The 19,839-nt window shown below is 50.9% G+C and carries 14 protein-coding genes; all 14 read right to left on the minus strand.

The annotated features are described in order from the left end of the window. Nucleotides 1-77 precede the first annotated feature (77 nt). Nucleotides 78-7,763, minus strand: coding sequence for an S-layer homology domain-containing protein (locus CFI03_RS12425; protein WP_116393867.1), 7,686 nt, complete (start codon nucleotides 7,761-7,763; stop codon nucleotides 78-80). Nucleotides 7,764-8,046: 283 nt separating this feature from the next. Continuing rightward, complete coding sequence (locus CFI03_RS12430; RefSeq protein ID WP_116393868.1) at nucleotides 8,047-8,904, minus strand: 5'-3' exonuclease; 858 nt, start codon at nucleotides 8,902-8,904, stop codon at nucleotides 8,047-8,049. 608 nt (nucleotides 8,905-9,512) lie between these two features. Further along, nucleotides 9,513-10,706: an aminotransferase class I/II-fold pyridoxal phosphate-dependent enzyme gene (locus CFI03_RS12435; RefSeq protein ID WP_116393869.1), complete on the minus strand. Its 1,194-nt coding sequence runs from the start codon at nucleotides 10,704-10,706 to the stop codon at nucleotides 9,513-9,515. A 4-nt stretch (nucleotides 10,707-10,710) separates the two neighbouring features. Next, nucleotides 10,711-11,073 carry an arsenate reductase family protein gene (locus CFI03_RS12440; RefSeq protein WP_116393870.1) on the minus strand — a complete coding sequence of 121 codons (363 nt, stop codon included), beginning with the start codon at nucleotides 11,071-11,073 and terminating at the stop codon, nucleotides 10,711-10,713. A 17-nt stretch (nucleotides 11,074-11,090) separates the two neighbouring features. Then, nucleotides 11,091-12,041, minus strand: a complete 951-nt coding sequence (locus CFI03_RS12445; protein ID WP_205411926.1) for an RluA family pseudouridine synthase — start codon at nucleotides 12,039-12,041, stop codon at nucleotides 11,091-11,093. Then, nucleotides 12,038-12,619 (minus strand): cob(I)yrinic acid a,c-diamide adenosyltransferase, encoded by a 582-nt coding sequence (locus tag CFI03_RS12450; protein ID WP_116393871.1) that lies wholly within the window; start codon nucleotides 12,617-12,619, stop codon nucleotides 12,038-12,040. The genes CFI03_RS12445 and CFI03_RS12450 overlap by 4 nt, the downstream gene beginning before the upstream one ends. A 111-nt stretch (nucleotides 12,620-12,730) precedes the next feature. After that, nucleotides 12,731-13,939 (minus strand): aminotransferase class I/II-fold pyridoxal phosphate-dependent enzyme, encoded by a 1,209-nt coding sequence (locus CFI03_RS12455; RefSeq protein ID WP_116393872.1) that lies wholly within the window; start codon nucleotides 13,937-13,939, stop codon nucleotides 12,731-12,733. Nucleotides 13,940-13,952: 13 nt separating this feature from the next. Beyond that, complete coding sequence (locus CFI03_RS12460; RefSeq protein WP_015843024.1) at nucleotides 13,953-14,444, minus strand: Lrp/AsnC family transcriptional regulator; 492 nt, start codon at nucleotides 14,442-14,444, stop codon at nucleotides 13,953-13,955. A gap of 94 nt (nucleotides 14,445-14,538) precedes the next feature. Further along, nucleotides 14,539-14,925 carry a spore coat protein gene (locus CFI03_RS12465; protein ID WP_116393873.1) on the minus strand — a complete coding sequence of 129 codons (387 nt, stop codon included), beginning with the start codon at nucleotides 14,923-14,925 and terminating at the stop codon, nucleotides 14,539-14,541. 52 nt (nucleotides 14,926-14,977) lie between these two features. After that, nucleotides 14,978-15,199, minus strand: a complete 222-nt coding sequence (locus tag CFI03_RS12470; RefSeq protein ID WP_116393874.1) for a hypothetical protein — start codon at nucleotides 15,197-15,199, stop codon at nucleotides 14,978-14,980. 65 nt (nucleotides 15,200-15,264) lie between these two features. Continuing rightward, nucleotides 15,265-16,440: a Ger(x)C family spore germination protein gene (locus CFI03_RS12475; RefSeq protein ID WP_116393875.1), complete on the minus strand. Its 1,176-nt coding sequence runs from the start codon at nucleotides 16,438-16,440 to the stop codon at nucleotides 15,265-15,267. Then, a complete protein-coding gene (locus tag CFI03_RS12480; RefSeq protein ID WP_116393876.1) occupies nucleotides 16,437-17,933 on the minus strand; it encodes a spore germination protein in 1,497 nt (498 codons plus the stop codon). The genes CFI03_RS12475 and CFI03_RS12480 overlap by 4 nt, the downstream gene beginning before the upstream one ends. Beyond that, nucleotides 17,923-19,053 carry an endospore germination permease gene (locus CFI03_RS12485; RefSeq protein ID WP_116393877.1) on the minus strand — a complete coding sequence of 377 codons (1,131 nt, stop codon included), beginning with the start codon at nucleotides 19,051-19,053 and terminating at the stop codon, nucleotides 17,923-17,925. The genes CFI03_RS12480 and CFI03_RS12485 overlap by 11 nt, the downstream gene beginning before the upstream one ends. A 109-nt stretch (nucleotides 19,054-19,162) precedes the next feature. Further along, entirely contained in the window at nucleotides 19,163-19,828 is a 666-nt protein-coding gene (locus tag CFI03_RS12490) for an adaptor complexes medium subunit family protein (RefSeq protein ID WP_116393878.1), read from the minus strand. Nucleotides 19,829-19,839 lie beyond the last annotated feature (11 nt).

Consider the following 19,839-nt stretch of genomic DNA (forward strand, 5'->3'; position numbering starts at 1 on the left):
GATATTGTCAATTAATGTATAAAAATATTAAAAAAAGCCCCTGCCTGAATTAGGCAAGGGCTTCAAAATGGATAGATTTATTCCGGTATAAATGTTTCGCCGCCACCGGTATCCCGTGCCGCGTCATGAGACCTTGAAGCTTCTTCAATAGCTCCAAACGCCCAGAAAGAAGCCGGTACATCCTTCCAAGTAGGCGTTGTTACGCCGGTTAACGGACCGCGGCCCAGAATCCGGTTAACGATGACAACCGCTTCGGCACGGGTCAACGGCTGGTCGGGACGGAACGTGCCGTCCGAATATCCGGTCATGTAACCAAGCTTTGCCGCCGCGGCAATGTGGGCAGACGCCCAATGCCCTTTCACGTCGCGGAACGCCGGATTCGCGGCACCATGATCAAGCTGCAGCCATTTCGCTATAATAGCCGCCATTTCAGCTCGCGTAATCGTGGCGTTTGGCTTGAAGCTGTGATCCGGGTAACCGCTGAGAATGCCTACCTGCTGCCCCCACCGAATAGCTTCGGAAGCCCAGAAGCTGCCGGATACGTCCGTAAAAGCGGTAACGGAGCCTTTGCCCGGAAGAGTGCCTGACAAAAGACGATACAGCATGGTGCTCATTTCCGCTCTTGTTACCGATTGATTCGGACGGAAAGTGCCGTCGGAATAACCCGTCATATAGGCGTTATGATGCACGGCTGCACCTTCTGCCGACACAATCGTAAACGTACTGAACTTGTTTACCTCGATTTGAATGCCTACCGGGTATCCTTTGTCGTTATAGACAATTTTACCTCGCTGGAATACCTTCTCGCCGTCCGAGTGTTCAATGTACACGCCAAGACCGGCAAGGAAAAGCTTTCTTTGATTCAGGTCGCTTGGAATCACGTTGGAATCCAGCGGGAACGTCACTTGAACGGCTACTTTCGGCAGATTCGTCTCAATCGTCATCGGCATGCCGATGACGCTCACTTTGCCTGCGTTCGCGATTTTGCGGATGGCTTCCGCGTTAACCGTTCTGTCCTTTACCGCGTCCTGCTCATCCTTCTTGCGGATTGGCAGGATATCGAAGAAGAACTCCTGACTGCCTTTCATCGCGCTGAGTGCCTCGGTGGACAGATGAAGCGACGCATTTTCCGTTTGAATCTCCACTTGTATCGAGCTTTCGAGGAGATACTTGATGGAGTTGACCGACAGTTTTACTTTCACCTTATCTGCCGGATCTCCGGGAATGTCGTCCACGATAATTCTTATCGTACCTTGGTGGGCACCAATTGCGCTTTCAACCGCTTGTTTGATTTTGTCTTCGTTCATCATGACGGTGTCCACTTTCTTGCCGCCGATGACCTCGCGTACAATATCAATCTGCACGACAACCTGCGGATGATTGGGGTCTCCGACTTCAACCGTCACTTGGCGTACGTTTGTGTTGCTGACCGGTCTGTTGACCACCATTACGGTACGAATCACTTCTACCGCTTGATTGCCTGCAAGGTCAACCGCGTTATAATGCAGCGTGTAAGTTCCAAGCGCCGTCGTATTCACCGTTCCGGTAACCGTAGCCAGAGGAGCTGCCGGATTCGCATCCTGCACTTTAGCCCCTTGCTCCGTATAGGTGCTGCCGTTATAAACAATAACCGTATCATTGCCGTTCAGCACGATAACCGGGGCCGTCTTATCGATCTTCACTTCGACTGATTTGACCTCGCTAATGCGATTCTCAGGATCGATGACTCTCGCGTAAAAGACCGTCAGTCCTTCCTGCGAAACCGTCACGGGAGCGGTATAGCTCGTCCAAGTTCCGCTGCTGCCCAGCTTGTATTCCATCTTATTGTCCGGATCGGTCGCGACGGTCACCGTTACGTCTTTATTCGTCCAGTTTGTTTCACTCGGCGTAATCGAGAGGCTGTTGCTGACCTTGATGTTCTGGGTAGCGCCGATATGGTTAAGCGTTGTGCTGAAGCCGTTGCCTGCGGCATCCGAAATAACGGCTCCGTTTAAGGCTAATGCTCCGGCATCTACGCTTATGCCATCCGTATCTTGATCCTCCAGACGTACCGTGTAACGGAACTTGAGCTCGCTTGACGATAGAGCTTCAAGGTATTCCGCTTTAACGACAGCGGATCCAACCTGTACTTCAAGGTATGGTCTTCCGGCTGGGACATCCAGAATAACCGGTTCGCTTACTTTAACAATGAAATCAAGGTTTGCCCCTGCGTGATACGTTCCGTCAGCAGGAACGCTCACCAGGCTTACAACAGGTGCCGCAGTATCGATCAGTACCGCACTTGTATCCCCTGCGCTTGCAAGAGTAAGTACAGCCGCATTGCCTGCTTGGTCGGCAATTGTTGCTGCGCCATTCAAGGAAATAGCCGCAGCAAGCTCAATGCCTGTCGAATCCGTATCTCCAGCTTGCACTTCATAATGGAATACAAGAGCGTTTGTGCCCGATCCCGAAACATACGACGCTTGAACGGTTTTACCGTCAAGCTTCACATCGAGCTCCGGATTACCGCCGGTTACAAGAACGTTCTCGTTGAAATGAACCGTAAACCGCAGGTTTGATCCCTCTTTGTAAGAGCCGTTTGCCGGAACCTCGACCTTCGTAATGCCCGGTGCAGCGGCGTCAACCTTCACTCCCGCCGTGCTCCCCAGGCCGCCAAGAACCGCTTGGGCGTTATTGCCTGTTGCGTCCTTCAGCGTTCCGCCGTTCAGGCTCAAGGCTCCGACTTCAATGCCGTTCGCATCACTGTCGCCGGTTTGCACGGTGTAGCGGAACAGCAATGCCTTTGTCCCCGTACCCGAAACATATTGGGCCTGCACCGCAGCCGAGCCAAGCGTAATCGAGATCGAAGGCGTTCCGCTGACTGTTACCTCCTCATCGTAATGAATCGTGAAATCCAGATGCTCTCCTGCCACGTAAACATCGTTCGCAGGCAAATCCACGCTTTCAATCGATGGGGCTATCGCATCCACGAGGACAGCGCTTGTGCTTCCTACGGAAGCGAGCGTCAAGTCTGCCGCATTGCCTGCAGCGTCTTTCAACGCGCTTCCGCTCAGGACAATGGCATTACCCACTTCTATGCCGTTTCCGTCAAGGTCGCCGGCTTGAACCGTGTAACGGAATAACAAATCGCTTGTTCCCGTGCCCGATACGTACGCCGCATGGACGGCAGTCGAACCAAGCGTAAGTGTCAAATACGGCGTTCCTTCGCTGACCGTTACGTTCTCGTTGAAGTAAACCACAAAATCCAGCTGTTCTCCCTCTTTGTAGGTCCCGTTTACCGGAACAGCAACGCTTGCAACGGTTGGTACAATCGCATCGACGCGTACCGCGCTAATGTTGCCTGCTCCCGCAAGAGCAAGGCCAGCGGCGTTGCTTGCCAAATCCACAATGGAAGCTCCGTTCAGATTTACCGCGTTGCCTGCTTCAATGCCATTCGTATCTTCTTGGCCGGCTACTACCGTGTACCGGAATACCAGCGCATTGGTCCCGGTTCCGGACACGTAAGAAGCCTCTACTGGCGTAGTCCCGATCGTTACGGGCAAATATGGCGTTCCTCCAAAAACGTGAACAACTTCACCGTAATGAACCGTAAAGGTCAATGCCTCGCCTGCTTTGTACGTTCCGTCATCCGGAACATCCAGGCTTGTTACCGCTGGGGCAACCGCATCAACCCTTACCCCCGCTGTGCTGCCCAGGCCGCCAAGAACCGCTTCGGCGTTGTTGCCTGTTGCGTCCTTCAGCGTTCCGCCGTTTAGGCTCAAGGCTCCAACTTCAATGCCATTCGCATCATTGTCGCCGGTTTGTATGGTATAGCGGAACAGCAGATCTGTTGTCCCCGTACCCGAATCATATTGGGCTTGCACCGTAGTAGAACCAATCGTAATTGCGATCGAAGGCGTTCCGGTAACCGTTACCGCCTCGTCGTAATGAATCGTAAAATCCAGATGATCGCCTGCCACGTAGAAACCATTTACGGGCAGGTCTACGCTTTCAATCAACGGAGCTATCGCATCGACTAAGACGTGGCTTGTGCTGCCTACCGAAGCGAGCGCCAGAGCCGCCGCATTTCCGGCCGTATCCGCGATCGTTCCGCTATTTAAGTTGAGCGAAGCGCCTGCGGAGATTCCGTCCAAGTCCACCTGACCCGCTAACACGGTATAGGTGAAAACCAATGAATCCGTTCCCGTTCCCGTTACGTATGCCGCCTGAACCGTTGAAGAACCAATCGTAATCGGAAGGGTCGGCGAACCGGTAACCGTTACTTTCTCATTATAGTGAACCGTAAAGTTTAGAGCCGAACCCTCGCTGTAATAACCGCTGCTAGGCACTTGCACGCTTGTGACGGAAGGCGCGGCGGTATCCACAAGCACTCCGCTGGTGCTGCCTGTTGTCAAGCTCAGAACGGCGGCATTGCCTGCCGCGTCTTGAAGCGCTGCCCCGTTTAATTGGATCGAGCTGCCGGCTTGAATACCGTCCAGGTCATTCTCTCCCGCCTGCACTTCGTATTCGAACAGCAACGCGCCTGTACCCGAACCCGACGCGTAAACGGCATGAACCGTAGCCAATCCTATCGTTACCGGCAGGTAAGGCGCTCCGCCGGTTACCGTAACCTTCTCGTCATAATGAACGGTAAATTCGAGCTTGTCCCCGGCTTTGTAAATGCCGTTGTCCGGCACATCTACGCTTGCGACAGTTGGTGCTTTGGTATCAACCAGCACCCCGTTGGTGCTGCCTGCGGAAGCAAGCGATAAGCTAGCCGTATTACCGGCTGCATCGTTCAGCGCTCCTCCGTTTAACACTACGGTACCTAATTCAATTCCGTCTGCGTCCTCGTCGCCGGCGTGAACGGAATAAGTAAACGTAATATCCTTTGTACCCGATCCGGACGCATAAGCGGCATGGACCGCAGTGCTTCCGATCGTTAACGTGATATAAGGCGTACCGGTTACGGTAACTTTTTCATCATAGTGAATCATAAAGCTCAAGCTGCTGCCGGATTTATATATACCCGCTGCCGGCACATCAATGCCAGCAACGGATGGAGCTACCGCATCGACAAGCACTTCACTGGTATCGTCAACGGCTGCCAAGGTCAAAACGGCCGCATTGTCCGCTTCATCCTTCAGCATTCCGCCATTCAGCGCCAGTGCACTGCCAACTTCAATGCCATCCAAATCTACCTGTCCGCTAAGCACCGTATACCGGAATAAAAGGGCGTTTGTCCCCGTACCGGATACATACGCGGCTTGGACCGTTGAAGAACCAATGGTGACTGGCAATGTCGGAGTCCCCGTAACCGCAACATTCTCGGAATAATGAACGGTGAAATCCAGAGTGGAGCCTGATTTGTAGCTGCCACCCGCAGGTACATCTACGCTCGCAACGGCCGGTGCCGTCGTATCAACCAAGACCGCTGTGGTGCTGCCAACGCCAGCCAAGGTCAAAACGGCATTATTATCCGATTCATCCTTTATCGTACTGCCATTCAGGGAAATAGTGCTGCCGACTTCAATGCCGTTATTATCATTGTCGCCAGCTTGCACGAGGTAGCTGAATACAAGCGTATCCGTACCCGTTCCGGATAAATATTGCGCCTGTACCGTAGAGGATCCAATCGTTAAAGGAATAGAAGGCGTTCCCCCAGCAATGACCACCTTTTTGCTAAAATGAACCCTAAAGTCCAGATTATCCCCTGGGCCGTAGATGTCGTTCAACGGCACGTCAACGCTGCTAACTGTTGGGGCTGTCGCGTCCACCAACACCGCCGCCGTACTTCCAACATTATTTAAGGCTAGGTTGGCATTATTCGTGGCGGAGTCTCTTAGGGAGCCGCCGTTTAAGTTCAAGCCGGATGCAACCGTAATGCCGTCGGCATCAAAATCTCCAGCCTGAACGGTGTAGCGGAAAAGAAGGTTCGGGGTTCCCGATCCGGAAACATAGGATGCTTGAACGGCCTTGCTGCCGATCGTTAGCGGTAAATAAGGCGTTCCCGTAACCGCCACCGGCTCGTCGTACTGAACCGTGAATTCGAGCTCTTGCCCGGCGAGATACGTTTTGTTAGCGGGCACGGTTACACCGCTGACGGTTGGGGCAACCGCGTCTACCAGTACGATATTGGCGCTAATGCCGGAGAGCGCGAGATTTGCGTTGTTGTTTGCCGCATCCCGAATGCTCCCTCCGTTCACCGCTAGATTTGCCCCTGGCTGAACTCCGTCGGCATCAAGATCTCCCGCTTGGACCGTATAGCGGAAAAGAAGGTCTTGCGTTCCCGATCCGGATACATAGGCTGCTTGCCTCGAAGATGCGCCAACTGTAACCGGCAAATAGGGAGTGCCCGCTACGTTTACGTTCTCGTTGTAATGGACGGTGAAGTTAAGCGGGTCGCCTGTCTTATAGGTACCTCCTGCAGGCAGATTTACCGAAATGACGGTTGGTGCTACGGCATCAACTCTTACGCCTGCCGTGCTGCCAACGCTATTTAGAGTCAATGCCGCCGCATTTCCTGCCAGGTCTTTGATGGTTGCTCCATTGAGGGCAAGCGTATTTACCGTTATTCCGTCAGCATCCGATTGCCCGTCCTGCACATCGTAACGGAATACAAGCGAGCTTGTTCCCGAACCGCTTAAGTAATTGGCTTTCACGGTTGATGAACCGATAGTAAGGCCAAGGCTAGGCGTTCCGCCCGCTACGTTTACAGGTTCATTGAAATTAACCGTAAACGCGAGGTTTTGTCCGCTGCCGTAGGTCGCGTTAGCCGGCACGCTGACTGAGCCTACCGTCGGAGCTATGGCGTCTACCTTTACATTGCTTAAAGAGCCGATATTAGTGAGGGTAAGAATGCTGTCTTCACTCAATAGATTTTTAATGGTGCCGCCGTTGAGGCTGATCGTATTGCCTAATTGCACACCATCCGTATCAAGCTGACCGTTCGCTACGGGGTATCGGAAGGTGAGGGCGGTAGTGCCGGTACCAGATCCATAAGTTGCCTGTACAGTCGTCGAACCAATCGTCAGAGGGATGGAAGGCGCCCCCGTTACGTTTACAACCCGGTCAAAATTCACCGTAAAGTCCAGGTTTTGTCCGGCTGTATAGGTTCCATTCGGAGGAGCCGTTACCGACAGTACTTTTGCGTTTGTTGCCGTAGTCACTTCCAGCGCTGGTTTGTTGGAAGGCGCGTTGTTGGAATTGATGGCGAATTGATTGCTTCTCTTGGGTGTATCTTTACTCGTCAGCACTAGAGTAGCTTTCTTATCACCTGCGAGAACCTGACTGTTAATATAAGAGGTGATGTCAAGCAGCAAAAACTGATTTTGCGTAATGCCGGTCTGTCCATTAATAATCGTAATATCTTGGGAAGGGATCTTTTGCGATGATTCGGAAATCGCATCATCATTAGATCCATAGACATTTACAAATAATGGATTTTGATCAGTAAGGTCATAGTCTACATACGGTACAAACAGCTTAAGTTTTGCACTTGTTATCGTATCTGAGGCTGGAATAGAGCTCAAATCGAACTGCATAATGGTCACAGAGTTTCCTATTGATTCATCATAGTAAGTTCCTATCCAGTTATAACCCGGCCCTACATTGTTATCCCCGTCAAAATAATAACCGGAATTATCGTGAAAATAATCCACGCTTGCGGGAATGGGAGCCAGCGCTGCCGCATACCCCGTTTGCGCGGGCAGCAGTCTGAACACGATTAATGCCAGCATAACCGACATAACCGCCATTCCTATTTTTCGTAAAACACCTTTCATAATCCGCCTCCTTGATTGTTCAAATGACCCCTGCCCCGTACCGTTTGTTCCCCTTACGTCGCTAGCAGATCCGCCGGTTTTCGCGCGCCAAAAACCCTCCCATTCGCCCTGCCACCCTGTTATCACCAATGGGCAATGCTAACATGAGAAGTTGCTTATTTTTAGCCAATATAGGTCTTCGTTACCAGTTCGACATTTCTTTCCGGTTTCCTTTCTTCACAACAAAAACTTAGTATTTTTTGGCAAAAAAATAAGACAGCTGCACGAAGCAGCTGCCTTCAGGTTAAACGATAATTTTCAATAATGAGGCCAGACGATATTTTTCAAATACAACTTCGGCTTCGGCAGGTACGCTCCATACGCATTCTTCCAAACTGCATGCAACCGGCACTTCGATGTTAATTCGCGCCAGCGTCCGGGACAAATGCAGCATATCCAGATCAGCTTCAATCTTCGCTTTGATACTCTTCGACACAGAGTCCAGATTGCTCAAAATGCCATCGATCGATTCAAACTCCTGAAGAAGCTTCAAAGCCGTTTTTTCGCCAATCCCTTTGACACCCGGGTAATTATCGCTTGTATCGCCGGTCAGGCCTTTCATCTCAATCACCTGGAAAGGATGGATACCTTTGTCTTCTTTAAGAAAACCTAGATCATAGACCGCATAATTGCCTCTGCCTTTTTTCATGATAACAACATGAATACGTTCCTCAACCAGCTGCAGCATATCCTGGTCGCCCGTCAGGATGTACACATGAGCCATTTGGCTAAGCTGCTTCGATACCGTGCCGATGCAGTCGTCCGCCTCGTATCCCTCTATTCCGATATTCGGAATGCCAAGCGCGGCTACGATATCTTTCACGAGCGAGAACTGCGGGATCAAATCGTCCGGAGCTTCCGGCCGGTTCGCTTTGTAATTCGAATACATCTCGGTTCGGAACGTTTTGCTCCCCATATCCCAGCAGCACGCCACGTGGGTGGGCTGGAACTGATTCACCGCGTCAAACAGATATTGCATAAAACCGTAGATCGCATTGGTAGGCGTACCGTCCGCCAGTCTTCTAGCGCTGTATTGCTGAGCGAAAAAGGCCCGGAAAAGCAGCGCCATTCCGTCTACGATAAGAATTTTATTTTCGTTCATTCGAAAGGCCATCCTCTTCACCATAATATAATTCTATTGTACAGCAGTTTTGGCGTTCATTGTAATGCAAAAGCTGGCATTGGATGCTAGGTCACTGGACGGTCACTTCGCAAGCTTTCTCGGGGAATGGGTCGCTGGTGTCTCTGCGTAAGGGAATATTCTTTCAATCGCTGTTGTGTCCGGATTCCTTGAACAATCGGACCAGGGTCCGAATCCGGACACAAAGGCGAACGCTCCGCTTTTCAAGAACATTCCCTTACTCCGCTTCCCGCTCCCCACCCCCTATACTCGCTCCGTACCCTCGCTCCTAACCTCTCCTAATGCCGCTGAATTTGCATGAAGATGAAGCCAAAACCGTGTACGGCCGCGGACCGTACACCATCACTCAATACCCGAGTGATGACATATAAATAACCTGCATCACTCAGGTTACGAGTGATGAAAGCGGCCCCTATAAAATTGCTTGGACGAAGCGAAGCGAATCAATACTCTGGAGAAGCGCAGCGTTCGCCTTTGTCCCCGAATTTCATCCGCTATTCCAAATGAAGAAATTCGGGGACAACAGCGATCGGAAGAGTATTGATTTGCGTAGTGCCGCATCGCAATCCTTAGCTTTTCAAATATTCGCCGATCCGCCGAGCAGCCTCACTCAGCCTTGCTTCGTCTTCGACCAAAGCAATCCGCACATACCCTTCGCCCTCGCTGCCAAACGCCTCGCCCGGTATAACTACAACACCCGTCTGATCCAGCAGACCGCGGGCGAACTCGCGGGAAGTCCATGTTGTGCCATCGCTGCGTTCCGGCAGCTTTGCCCACGCAAACATGGTCGCTTTCGGCTTTTCCACAGCCCAGCCTTCAGCGGCCAATGCCTCGATAAACGAATTCCGCCGCTGTTCATATAATACGCCGGCTTTAGGCGGCGCAGAAGCGGACATCGCCTCCTGCAGCGCCGCTACGCCCGCTTCCTGAACAGCGCCAAATACGCCATAGTCTATATTTTCTTTCAGCTCTCGCAGCGCTCCAACCGCTTCCCGATTCCCCGCAAGAAAACCGATGCGGCAGCCGGCCATATTAAAACTTTTGGACAAGGAATGGAATTCTACCGCTCCATCCAATGCTCCCGGAACGGCCAATATGCTTGGGGGTTCATGACCGTCGAAGGCCATTTCGGAGTATGCCGCATCGTGGACGACCAGCACTCCGTATTGCTTCGCTTTAACGAGCAATCGCTCGAAGAAGGCAAGATCAACAATAGCCGAAACAGGGTTGCCCGGATAGTTCAGCAAAATAAATTTTGCGCGTTCCCACACTTCAACCGGCACGGAATCGAGATCAGGGAGAAAATGATTCTCTTCCTTCAGCGGCAGCAAATAAGGCTCCACGCCTGCCAATGCCAGTGCCGCCGTATAAATCGGATAGCCCGGATTGGGCACGATAACCACATCTCCCGGATTACACAATGACATAGCCAAATGCGACAAGCCGTCCTGCGAGCCCATCAGGGAGACCAGCTCATGATCGGGATCCAGCTTTACTCCGAACCGATGCTCCATCCAGGCGGCTGCCTGCCTGCGAAAACCCGTACTTCCATGCGTACCCGGATAAGCGTAAATATCCGTGCGCAGCGCCGCTTCGCTTAGCGCTTTTCTTACTGCCTTTGTTGGAGGCTTGTCCGGACTGCCGATGCCAAGGTTGATAATGTCCCTGCCTTTGCCGGCTGCTTCCTTTCTCCACTCCGCGACCTCGGCGAAGATCGAAGAGCCTAGCTGCGACAACCGTTCAGAACGCCACGATTTCCTCATCCCGTCACCCGTTCCATACTTGCTCGTATTGTTCTTCCTTGTACCCAACCGTTACTATTTGGCCGTCCGTTACGATTGGGCGTTTGATCAGCATGCCATGGGAAGCCAGCAATTCAAGCTGCTCCTGCTCGCTCATGCTGCCAAGCTTGTCCTTCAAGCCAAGCGCCTTGTACACTTCGCCGGAAGTGTTAAAAAATTTCTTCAATTCCAATCCGCTGTTCCGTACTAGCGCTTTCAGTTCGGCGGGAGTTGGCGTCTCTTCCACAATATGCTTCAGCTCCAGCTCATTGCCCTTTGCTTGAAGCGATTTGACGGCTTGGCGGCATGTACCGCATTTCGGATATTGATATATGGTCAGCTTGCTCATCTGTGTAAATCCTCCTATCAGCACTCTCTTAACGCCAGTTCCAGCTTCTCAAGATCAGGCGGCAGCGCAGCCGTCCACTCCATCCATTCCTTCGTCATCGGATGCGTCAATCCCAGCGTCTCCGCATGAAGCGCCTGGCGTCCGGCGGCTGTCTCCCATTTGTCTACCTTGCCGGACTGCCGTCCGTACATGCCGTCGCCAATCAGCGGACAGCCGATATGCTTCATATGGACGCGAATCTGATGAGTGCGCCCCGTCTCCAGCTTTAATCTCACTCTTGCTGCCTGTCCGTCGCCGTATACATCCGTCGTCTTGTAATGAGTAACGGAAGGATAACCTTCCGGCGTTACGATTCGAACATGCGAATCCTCCGGGTCGCGGTCAATTGGCGCATCTACCGTTCCTTCTGCCGGGGATGGCGCACCGTAAACGTAGGCGCAATACATTTTCATTATGGTTCCGGCCTGCAGCTGTTCGGACAGCTGCTGGTGAATGTACGGATTTTTGGCAATGACGACTAGTCCCGATGTATCCTCGTCCAGCCGGTGTACGGGACGGAATCGGACGCGTTCACCGTTAACCTGCCAATGATAGACGATCCCGTTCGCGAGCGTGTTGGTGTAATGTCCTTTGGTCGGATGGACGATGATGCCCGCGGGTTTGTTCACGACAAGCAGATAATCGTCCTCGAACACAATCGATAAAGGCAGATCCTGCGGCAAAATATCCTCCGAGAACTCTTCCTCCATCCGGATGGCGACCAAATCTCCTTCGGTCACTTTCGCCGTGGTGTATGCCCTTACTCCGTTAATGGTAATGCCATATTCGGTCAGCTTGAGCCGGGACAGAAGCGAGCGGGATACGCCCAGCTTCCGCTCCAGCACCGTCCTAACGTCTTTTCCTGCCAGATCAGCGCCGACCTCAACGGCCAGCGCTTTGTAATAACCCGCTATATCTCTTACTGTCATTTCGATTTCTTGCGGAACACTTCCGCACTCCGTACGTATTCGGTATCGGGCACGCCAAGCTTCGCGTTCGCCGCTCTTGCCGCCGCGAAGAAAAAGTCGGACAGCCTGTTTAAATATTTCTGCACTTCCGGATTAGCCGGATTGTCAGGATGCTCCGCCGCAAGCGTAACGACGCGGCGTTCCGCCCGCCGGCATACGGTTCGGCATACATGCAGCAAAGCCGATACCGAGCTGCCACCCGGCAAAATAAATCTTGTAATCTCAGGCGCCTCGTCGGTATATTGATCGATCATCGACTCAAGCCTGACTGCCGCCTCTCCCGTCACTTTAAGCGGAGCCCCCGGGCTTGCATAGGCGAGGTCCGAGCCGCAGTCAAACAGCTCCTGCATAATATCGACGAGGAGTGCGGCCATATCCTTCAATTCCTCGTGCTTGGCAGCGTCCGCTGCCGCCTGCCCGACAAAGGAGTTCAGTTCATCGATTGTGCCATAAGCTTCAACGCGGATATCGTCTTTGCGAACCCGACCGCCAATAAGCGAGGTTTGACCCTTGTCTCCCGTACGAGTATAGATTTTCATACCAATCAGCCCTTCCTAAGGGTTTAGTTCCCTTCACTATACCATATATCTGCTTGTTCATTTCGCAAAAAAACAGGCAAGGGCGCGCCCTGCCTGTTTCCACTACTGCTATTAGCCTTGCTTCAGCTTATGGACAAATTGTCCGATCCGGTCAAGTGCTTCCGTAAGCTGTGCAACCGATGTTGCGTAAGAGCAGCGCAGATGTCCTTCGCCTCCCAGGCCAAATACATCGCCGGGAACAGCAGCGACATTCCCTTCCTCCAGCAGCCGCTGCGCGAATTGCTCGGAGGTTAGACCCGTTGACGTAATGGATGGGAAAGCGTAAAATGCTCCCTCCGGCTCGTGGCACTCCAGTCCGATTTGCCGGAAGCCCTTCACAACAAGCCTTCTGCGCTGGTTGTAAGACTCCATCATCCGGTCCTTTTCTTCCAGGCCATGAGGAGTCAACGCTTCAAGCGCCGCATATTGTGCCATAATCGGCGCGCACATAACGGTATATTGATGAATCTTCAGCATGGCGCCAATCAGATCCTGATGACCGCATGCGTAACCCATCCGCCAGCCGGTCATGGCAAAAGCCTTGGAGAAGCCGCTCACAAGAAGCGTCCGGTCCTTCATGCCGGGGATAGCAGCGAAGCTCACATGCTTGGAGCCGTAAGTAAGCTCCGCGTAGATTTCGTCGGAAATAACGATCAGGTCGTTCTCTTCGACAACCTTAGCGATTGGCAGCCAGTCCTCGTAAGTCATAATGCCGCCGGTTGGATTGCTTGGATAACATAAAATAAGAACCTTGGATTTTGGCGTTATCGCCGCACGCAGCGATTCCACCTTCAGCTTGAAATTATCCTTCGCAAAGGTCTCGATGCCAACGGCTTTCCCGCCGCTTAACGTCGTAATTGGCGAATAGGAAATATAGCATGGCTCCGGAATCAGAATCTCGTCGCCAGGGCTGATCAAGGCCCGCAGAGCAAGGTCAATCGCCTCGCTGCCGCCGACCGTTACCAGAACCTCGTTAGCCGGATTATAGGAAACGGCAAAGGAATCGTTCAAATATTGACCAATCGCTTCGCGCAGTTCCGGCATGCCGGCATTGGATGTATATTGCGTCTTGCCTTTCTCGAGCGCGTACACGGCAGCGTCGCGCACATGCCATGGCGTTACGAAATCCGGTTCGCCTACGCCAAGCGTAATTACGTCCTTACGGGTACTAACCAAATCAAAAAAGCGCCGGATGCCTGACGGTTTGATGCTCCGAGCAAGCGGCGACAAATAATCAGCCATTGATTGGCGATGATTCGATGTTACCTCGTCTTTAATCATAGCCATCACCCTCTTATGGCGAAATCATCAATCGATGGTCACCTTCATGCTCCTCGAAGATAATTCCGTCCTGTTTGTATTTTTTCAGAATAAAGTTCGTTTTTGTCGACAGCACTTTGTCGATCGGCGATAGTTTATTGGAAACAAAAGAGGCAACCTCTTTCAGATTCTTACCTTCAATCTCGACAAGCAAGTCGTATGCCCCGGACATCAGATAGACCGATTTCACTTCCGGATATAAGTATATGCGCTCGGCGATGCCTTCAAAGCCGCGTCCGCGCTCAGGCGTAATTTGAACCTCGATCAATGCCGTAACCTTCTCGTCATCAACCTTGCTCCAGTTTACTACCGTGGCATATTTAACGATGATATGTTCTTCTTCCATGTAGGCGATTGCCTGCTTCACGCTCTCCACCGGCTCATTCAGCATGGCGGCGATCAGGTCGGCGTCGCGTCGCGCGTCTTCCTTGAGCAGCTCCAGCACTTTCAGCTGTAGTTCGTTCATCGTCAAACTCCTTCCAAAACTGCGGTTATTAAAATATTTTACAACGAATTATAGGTTCCTGCAAAGAAAAAAAACGAAAGACCCCGAAGGGTCTTTACATGTAGAAAGGCTGATGCGACTGGTTCTGCTGCTGTTGCTGGAACTGCCCGTACTGCGGGAACGACGGCTGGGAGTTGCCCATGCGCTGCTGCAAATATTGAGTCGTTTTTTGCTGGGTTTGCTGATATTCCTTCGTTTGCTTGTCGATTTCCTGACGAAGCGCGGAAGAAGCCGTGCTGTACATATTTTGAGACTGCATCGCTTGGAACAAGTTCCCTTGCAGCTTCAGCGTGCTGTTCAGCAGATGGGTGAACATTTGACGCACTTCCGGGCAAGTCGATTCCGTCGCAGCCGTCGCATACTCGCGTACAACCCGTTTCAGATCGGCAAGTACGGTATAAGCCAAATCTTCATCCGGCAAATGATGCTGTTGTTGGTACATGTTGATAGACCCTCCTAAAATAAATTGCGAAGCCGTTATGCTCCGTAAATAGTTATTGTGGTTGCGTTGGCGCCAAATGCTGATGCTGCTGCAGTGCCTGCATCAACGTTTGATAATGCTGCTGATGCGTTTGCAATTCCGCCATGCCGGCTTGTCTTAACGTCGGGTTAGTCGCCAGGGACGCGAGCAGTGCATTTTGCTTGATCAGCAGATCTTCATTGGACAACGAGTCCGCGATATATTCCAGTTCCTTCGCGGTTAGAGCTTGAAGCATATGTTTTCGTCTCCTTCATGCCAAGTTTGGGATAGCATACGTATTATGGGCGTAACTCCCATGGATTATGTATGCAGCTCGAGCTCGGATTTCGTGCGGAGCTCCGATTCCTTCGTAATCTTGCATTTCACTTCGATCGTCAAATCTTTTGGACCGGGCCTCCAATCTTCTTTAACAAGACGCTTCCACGCCTTATTGTGATGACGGTACAACTGATGCTCGAGATCATAAATATCGGCATTGAGCGCTAATCCCCTCGCGTAAGTGTCCTTCAGCTGTTTTTTCACAGTTTTCTCCACTTGCTCAATAAGCTCCTTGTCTGTCATATCGCTTGATGCTTCAATTAAATGCCCGGACAGATTAACCTTTAATACGAAATGAGGGTTGTTATTATCCATGCTGGCCTTTACCTTCGAGTTTGCGGAATCAACAACAACGGAGGCTCTTTTGTCTTCAGCCTGGATTGGAATGAGGGAACGTTTGAATGCTTCGCCAATCCAGATCAGCCCTTCGGACTTCGCTCTGGACACATAACCGGACGGTTTCTTCTCATTGAATAAAAACACGCCGTCAATGGTTAAAAAGTTTAGCTTCTTTTTATTGTTCTCCCAGTCATCCGGCAGAATCGAAAGCGAAGGAAGCTTGACGGACATAGCCGGTTCAAGAGCATCGCGCACAAATGTCTGCAGGGTCATCGGCTCGACATAGCTGTTCTGGTTATTCTCGATTTGAGGTGCGTAAAGCGGCGTTGTCAGCGGCGTTTTGTTGAACAGCATATCCATCGTAAACAACTCGTTAATGTCTGTTTTGGTTCCAAATATAAAGGAATTGAATCGGGTGGAGCTAAGCCGGTTAAGGCTGTCGATAATCTGCTTCATTTCTTTGAAAGCGCGTTCGTGGATTACGACCGACTTCAAGTGATTAAGCGACAGCTTGTACTGGGATGAATCCATCAAATTAAACACTGCGGCAAGATTGGTGTTGCCTTCATGTTTTCCTATCCATATCGGATTCCCTGGCGGCGGTGCGCCGCCTTCCTGCTTGGCGATGACGCCAAACGATATCATTTGGGCGTACACAACGAATTTATCGTCGACATAGTCGACGCCGATAGCCGATATGTAACTAACATCCTGCAAATTTACTTCGTCCCAGCAGCCACCTGTCACAAGCATGATGCAGATGGCAATGGTAGCTTTAACCGATTTTACATAGCCCCGCAGGTTCGCAGGAATCGTCATGACTTCTCACCTTTTGCTCTCGACTTCCACGACTTCTGCAGCAAGCCCGATACAAGCCCCTTCCATTTGATTGGGGCAATCGGCTGCATGTAGTTTTGATTAAACGTTTCAAGGGAACACATATAGATCAAGATTAAAAACACGCTGACAAAGAACCCGAATATACCAAACATGGAAGAGAGGATTAATACGAAGTACCTTAAAATACTTACCGTTCCGCTTAAAGTTTGGTTAACCAGCGTAAAGGTAGCTACGGCTGTAATCGCTGCTGCTACCAGCATTGTCGGAGAAGTCAGACCCGCCCGAATGGCAGCATCGCCAATAATTAATCCTCCTACAACGGATACGGTCTGGCCGACCGGACGCGGCAGCCGGACGCCAGCCTCCCGAAACAGTTCGAACATTGTCATCATTAAGAACATTTCCATCGTGGCGGACATGGGAAGACCAATTCGGGAGTTGGTCACCGTAGCCAGTAGCGTAAACGGGATCTGATCGGTGTTGTACGCCGATAGTGCAACCCAGAAGCCTGGCAAACAGATTGAAAGAATAAACCCGCTAATCCGGAGCAAACGCTCGAGGGAGACAAAATAATAGGGGAGATGAGCATCCTCCGGTGATTTGATCAGGAGCGACAAATTGCCGGGAAGTATAATGACAGACGGATTGCCGTCAACAAACAGGCACACCCTGCCCTGCATTACCGCTTGAACGACATAGTCTGGACGGCCAATATAATCAACCAGCGGGAACAAGCTGTTGGGCCGGTCAGACACAAGCTCCTCCAACTCGGACGAGCTGTACAAGGCCTCGATATGGATAGCTTCCAGTCTTTTTCTCGCTTCATTGACCAAGGAAACTTCTGCTTTGCTGCTCAAGTACATCATTGAAACTTCCGTTTGTGATCGCGTCCCGATTCTCATGTATTCCACTTTTAGATCCGGCGTACGAAGTCTTCTGCGAACAAGCGCGATATTCGTTGCGATTGCTTCTACAAACCCGTCCCTCGGCCCTTTAACCGACAGCTCCATCGTAGATTCTTCAGGCTGTCGCCCCGGAATGCTGGCAATATCAAAGGAATACAAAGACCGCGTAGTCTCGTCGATGGCGATAACGCTGCCCGAAAAAAGGTTGGAATAAAAGAAATCCATTTCCCGTTCATCATCCAATGAGAGACGCGTACCAAACGAGCAGCCTTGTTTGTACAGATTTTTTTCCATCACAACCGGTTCATGCTCGTCTCCTGCCGACTCAGACTGGCTTAAATCTTTATTTAACGTCTCGGCCAGCTTGTCCAACTGCGGCAACAAAGCGATAAACACGGTCTGCATGTCCACCATGCCGCTGCACATAAGGATACGAAACACCCGCTTAGGCTCTGCTCTGCCAACCTCAATGGTCTGGATGACGATATCTCCGGAGCCGTCCAGCTCATCATAAATCTGATCGAGGCGGTCCCGCTTGCGATGTTGTAATTCCGGATCAAGACTCATTACGGTAACCTCCTTGCGCTTCCGGTCGGGCTGATTTCTTTGGTTTGCGGTACGAGAGAACCCATAACAGCAGTAGAACGACGCCAAACAGAATCCAGGCTACTTGAAAGTAGCCTTTCATCAGGATCATGTACCATTTCATATGCATCAGAACGGTAATGCTTGCTATAGCCAAAACAAAAACGGTGATCAGCATGCTGATCCATTTTCGCTTTATTTTCCTGAACGGTCCGTAAAGCTGAATGAGATAGAGTGGCAGCGATATCCGGATAAGCGCTCCGGAAAGCCATTGAAACACGGCAAAAAAATCAACATGCTCGAAATATTTGCCAATCTTCACTAGACGCCATTGCGAATAAGCCGGATAACGCATCATGCTTGCTTCTTCAGGTCCAAACAGAGTAATAGCTCCTACCGTAGGCCCCAGGGTCAAGAGCATGAGCATAATGGTCAGCAGCAGGAGATGCCACTTCTTAAAGCTTCTCTTCATCTCATGTTGGATAAGAAGCAGGAAGGACAGTTCCATAAATGCGCTAAGGGAATAGACAGAACCTTTGAGTATCGGGTACATCCCCATTTCGAACATCGGCAGCAAGTACCGGTAATCCTTGGACGGCATGTTGGCCGACATGACAAAGTCTCCCAGCACTACAACGATTGGAAGCAGAATGCAGGATACATAAGCAATCGTGCGCAGTCCGTTCATAGCCGCAAACATGCAGATAAAGCAGAAAATAAACAGAACCACGTATTGCGGTGTCAACGGCAAATAGGTATTGGATGTCCAGGCGACAACGTCTACCAAAGATCCGAAAGCGACGAAAAGCAAAGCCAAATTAATAATTGCGAGAATCAACCATACAAAAAAAGCCGGAACACGTTGCCTGAGCCATTCGTCAAAGCGTACTCTGTTCATCTTGAACATCACGCGCTGCAAAGGAAACACGGCAATGGGAAGCGCGATAATAAGCGCAACCGGAATACTCAGCCATGCATCTCTTTTCGCTTCGGCAAGCAGTAGGGGAACAACGATGACGTGATTGACAAGGCCAACGCTGAGCAGAGTCATCATAACAATTGGCCATAAACCGATAGGCTTCGCATTTAGCTGCACAGACATTCACCACCTTCGCTTCCAGCATTCCCCTTAGGAAGAAAAGTGATGCATTTTCTTATCCATGGAAAAAAGCCCTTTGATTTGCTGGACGCGATCAAAAGGGCTTTACCGTTTATGGCAGGTGAATCGTTTTGACGTGATCAAAATGGATAAACACCGATGATCCACTCGCATCCGCAAGTTCAAGCAGGTTCAAATCGACATTTTTGAGGACACCTGTTTTTCTAGGATTCTCCCCCAGATCAAGAACGACGAATTGTCCGATATGTTTGCGCAGCTGCTGATCAAAGGTTCGGGCAAGGGTTAAGGGCGTTGGCTTGAGCGGAAATTGTTCGGATGACAACGAGTAAGGGGTAACATTGGCGTTATAAGGTACCAGATATTTAAGATGCCGCATGGAGATCATGACGGAATGGTAGACCGGCGAATAAAAAACAAAGAAATCGTTCATGACTGCCGTCACATAGCCATGTATGGATTGATTGCCGGTAATATAAATTTCCGAAAACATGCCTTTGGAATTCAATAAAATTTTGCGGAAAGATATGGAGTCGTTATACGATTCGAAAGGTAGCTCCGGCGTACTGCTGTAGTTTTGATTTTCATCCTGCACAATTCTCATTTGCTGCAAATGGATCAGCGGTACGTAAAAAAACTGGGTGCCGTTATAAAGCACAAGGATATCGGGGCCAAAATCAATCAGCTTGCCGCGTATGCCCGCTCTTCCGGAAATAACAAGCTCAACCTGTGAATCGAGGAATGGATGCTGGTTTTTCAACTGCTCGACCT

Origin of the sequence: Paenibacillus sp. ATY16, from assembly GCF_003399985.2 — a bacterium.
Taxonomy (GTDB): Bacteria; Bacillota; Bacilli; order Paenibacillales; family Paenibacillaceae; genus Pristimantibacillus; species Pristimantibacillus glycanilyticus.

What these genes read in the sequence shown, in the direction of transcription:
- CFI03_RS12425 (WP_116393867.1), bottom strand. Translation starts at nt 7,763, where the DNA reads ATGAAAGGTGTTTTACGAAAAATAGGAATGGCGGTTATGTCGGTTATG.
- CFI03_RS12430 (WP_116393868.1), bottom strand. Translation starts at nt 8,904, where the DNA reads ATGAACGAAAATAAAATTCTTATCGTAGACGGAATGGCGCTGCTTTTC.
- CFI03_RS12435 (WP_116393869.1), bottom strand. Translation starts at nt 10,706, where the DNA reads ATGAGGAAATCGTGGCGTTCTGAACGGTTGTCGCAGCTAGGCTCTTCG.
- CFI03_RS12440 (WP_116393870.1), bottom strand. Translation starts at nt 11,073, where the DNA reads ATGAGCAAGCTGACCATATATCAATATCCGAAATGCGGTACATGCCGC.
- CFI03_RS12445 (WP_205411926.1), bottom strand. Translation starts at nt 12,041, where the DNA reads ATGACAGTAAGAGATATAGCGGGTTATTACAAAGCGCTGGCCGTTGAG.
- CFI03_RS12450 (WP_116393871.1), bottom strand. Translation starts at nt 12,619, where the DNA reads ATGAAAATCTATACTCGTACGGGAGACAAGGGTCAAACCTCGCTTATT.
- CFI03_RS12455 (WP_116393872.1), bottom strand. Translation starts at nt 13,939, where the DNA reads ATGATTAAAGACGAGGTAACATCGAATCATCGCCAATCAATGGCTGAT.
- CFI03_RS12460 (WP_015843024.1), bottom strand. Translation starts at nt 14,444, where the DNA reads ATGAACGAACTACAGCTGAAAGTGCTGGAGCTGCTCAAGGAAGACGCG.
- CFI03_RS12465 (WP_116393873.1), bottom strand. Translation starts at nt 14,925, where the DNA reads ATGTACCAACAACAGCATCATTTGCCGGATGAAGATTTGGCTTATACC.
- CFI03_RS12470 (WP_116393874.1), bottom strand. Translation starts at nt 15,199, where the DNA reads ATGCTTCAAGCTCTAACCGCGAAGGAACTGGAATATATCGCGGACTCG.
- CFI03_RS12475 (WP_116393875.1), bottom strand. Translation starts at nt 16,440, where the DNA reads ATGACGATTCCTGCGAACCTGCGGGGCTATGTAAAATCGGTTAAAGCT.
- CFI03_RS12480 (WP_116393876.1), bottom strand. Translation starts at nt 17,933, where the DNA reads ATGAGTCTTGATCCGGAATTACAACATCGCAAGCGGGACCGCCTCGAT.
- CFI03_RS12485 (WP_116393877.1), bottom strand. Translation starts at nt 19,053, where the DNA reads ATGTCTGTGCAGCTAAATGCGAAGCCTATCGGTTTATGGCCAATTGTT.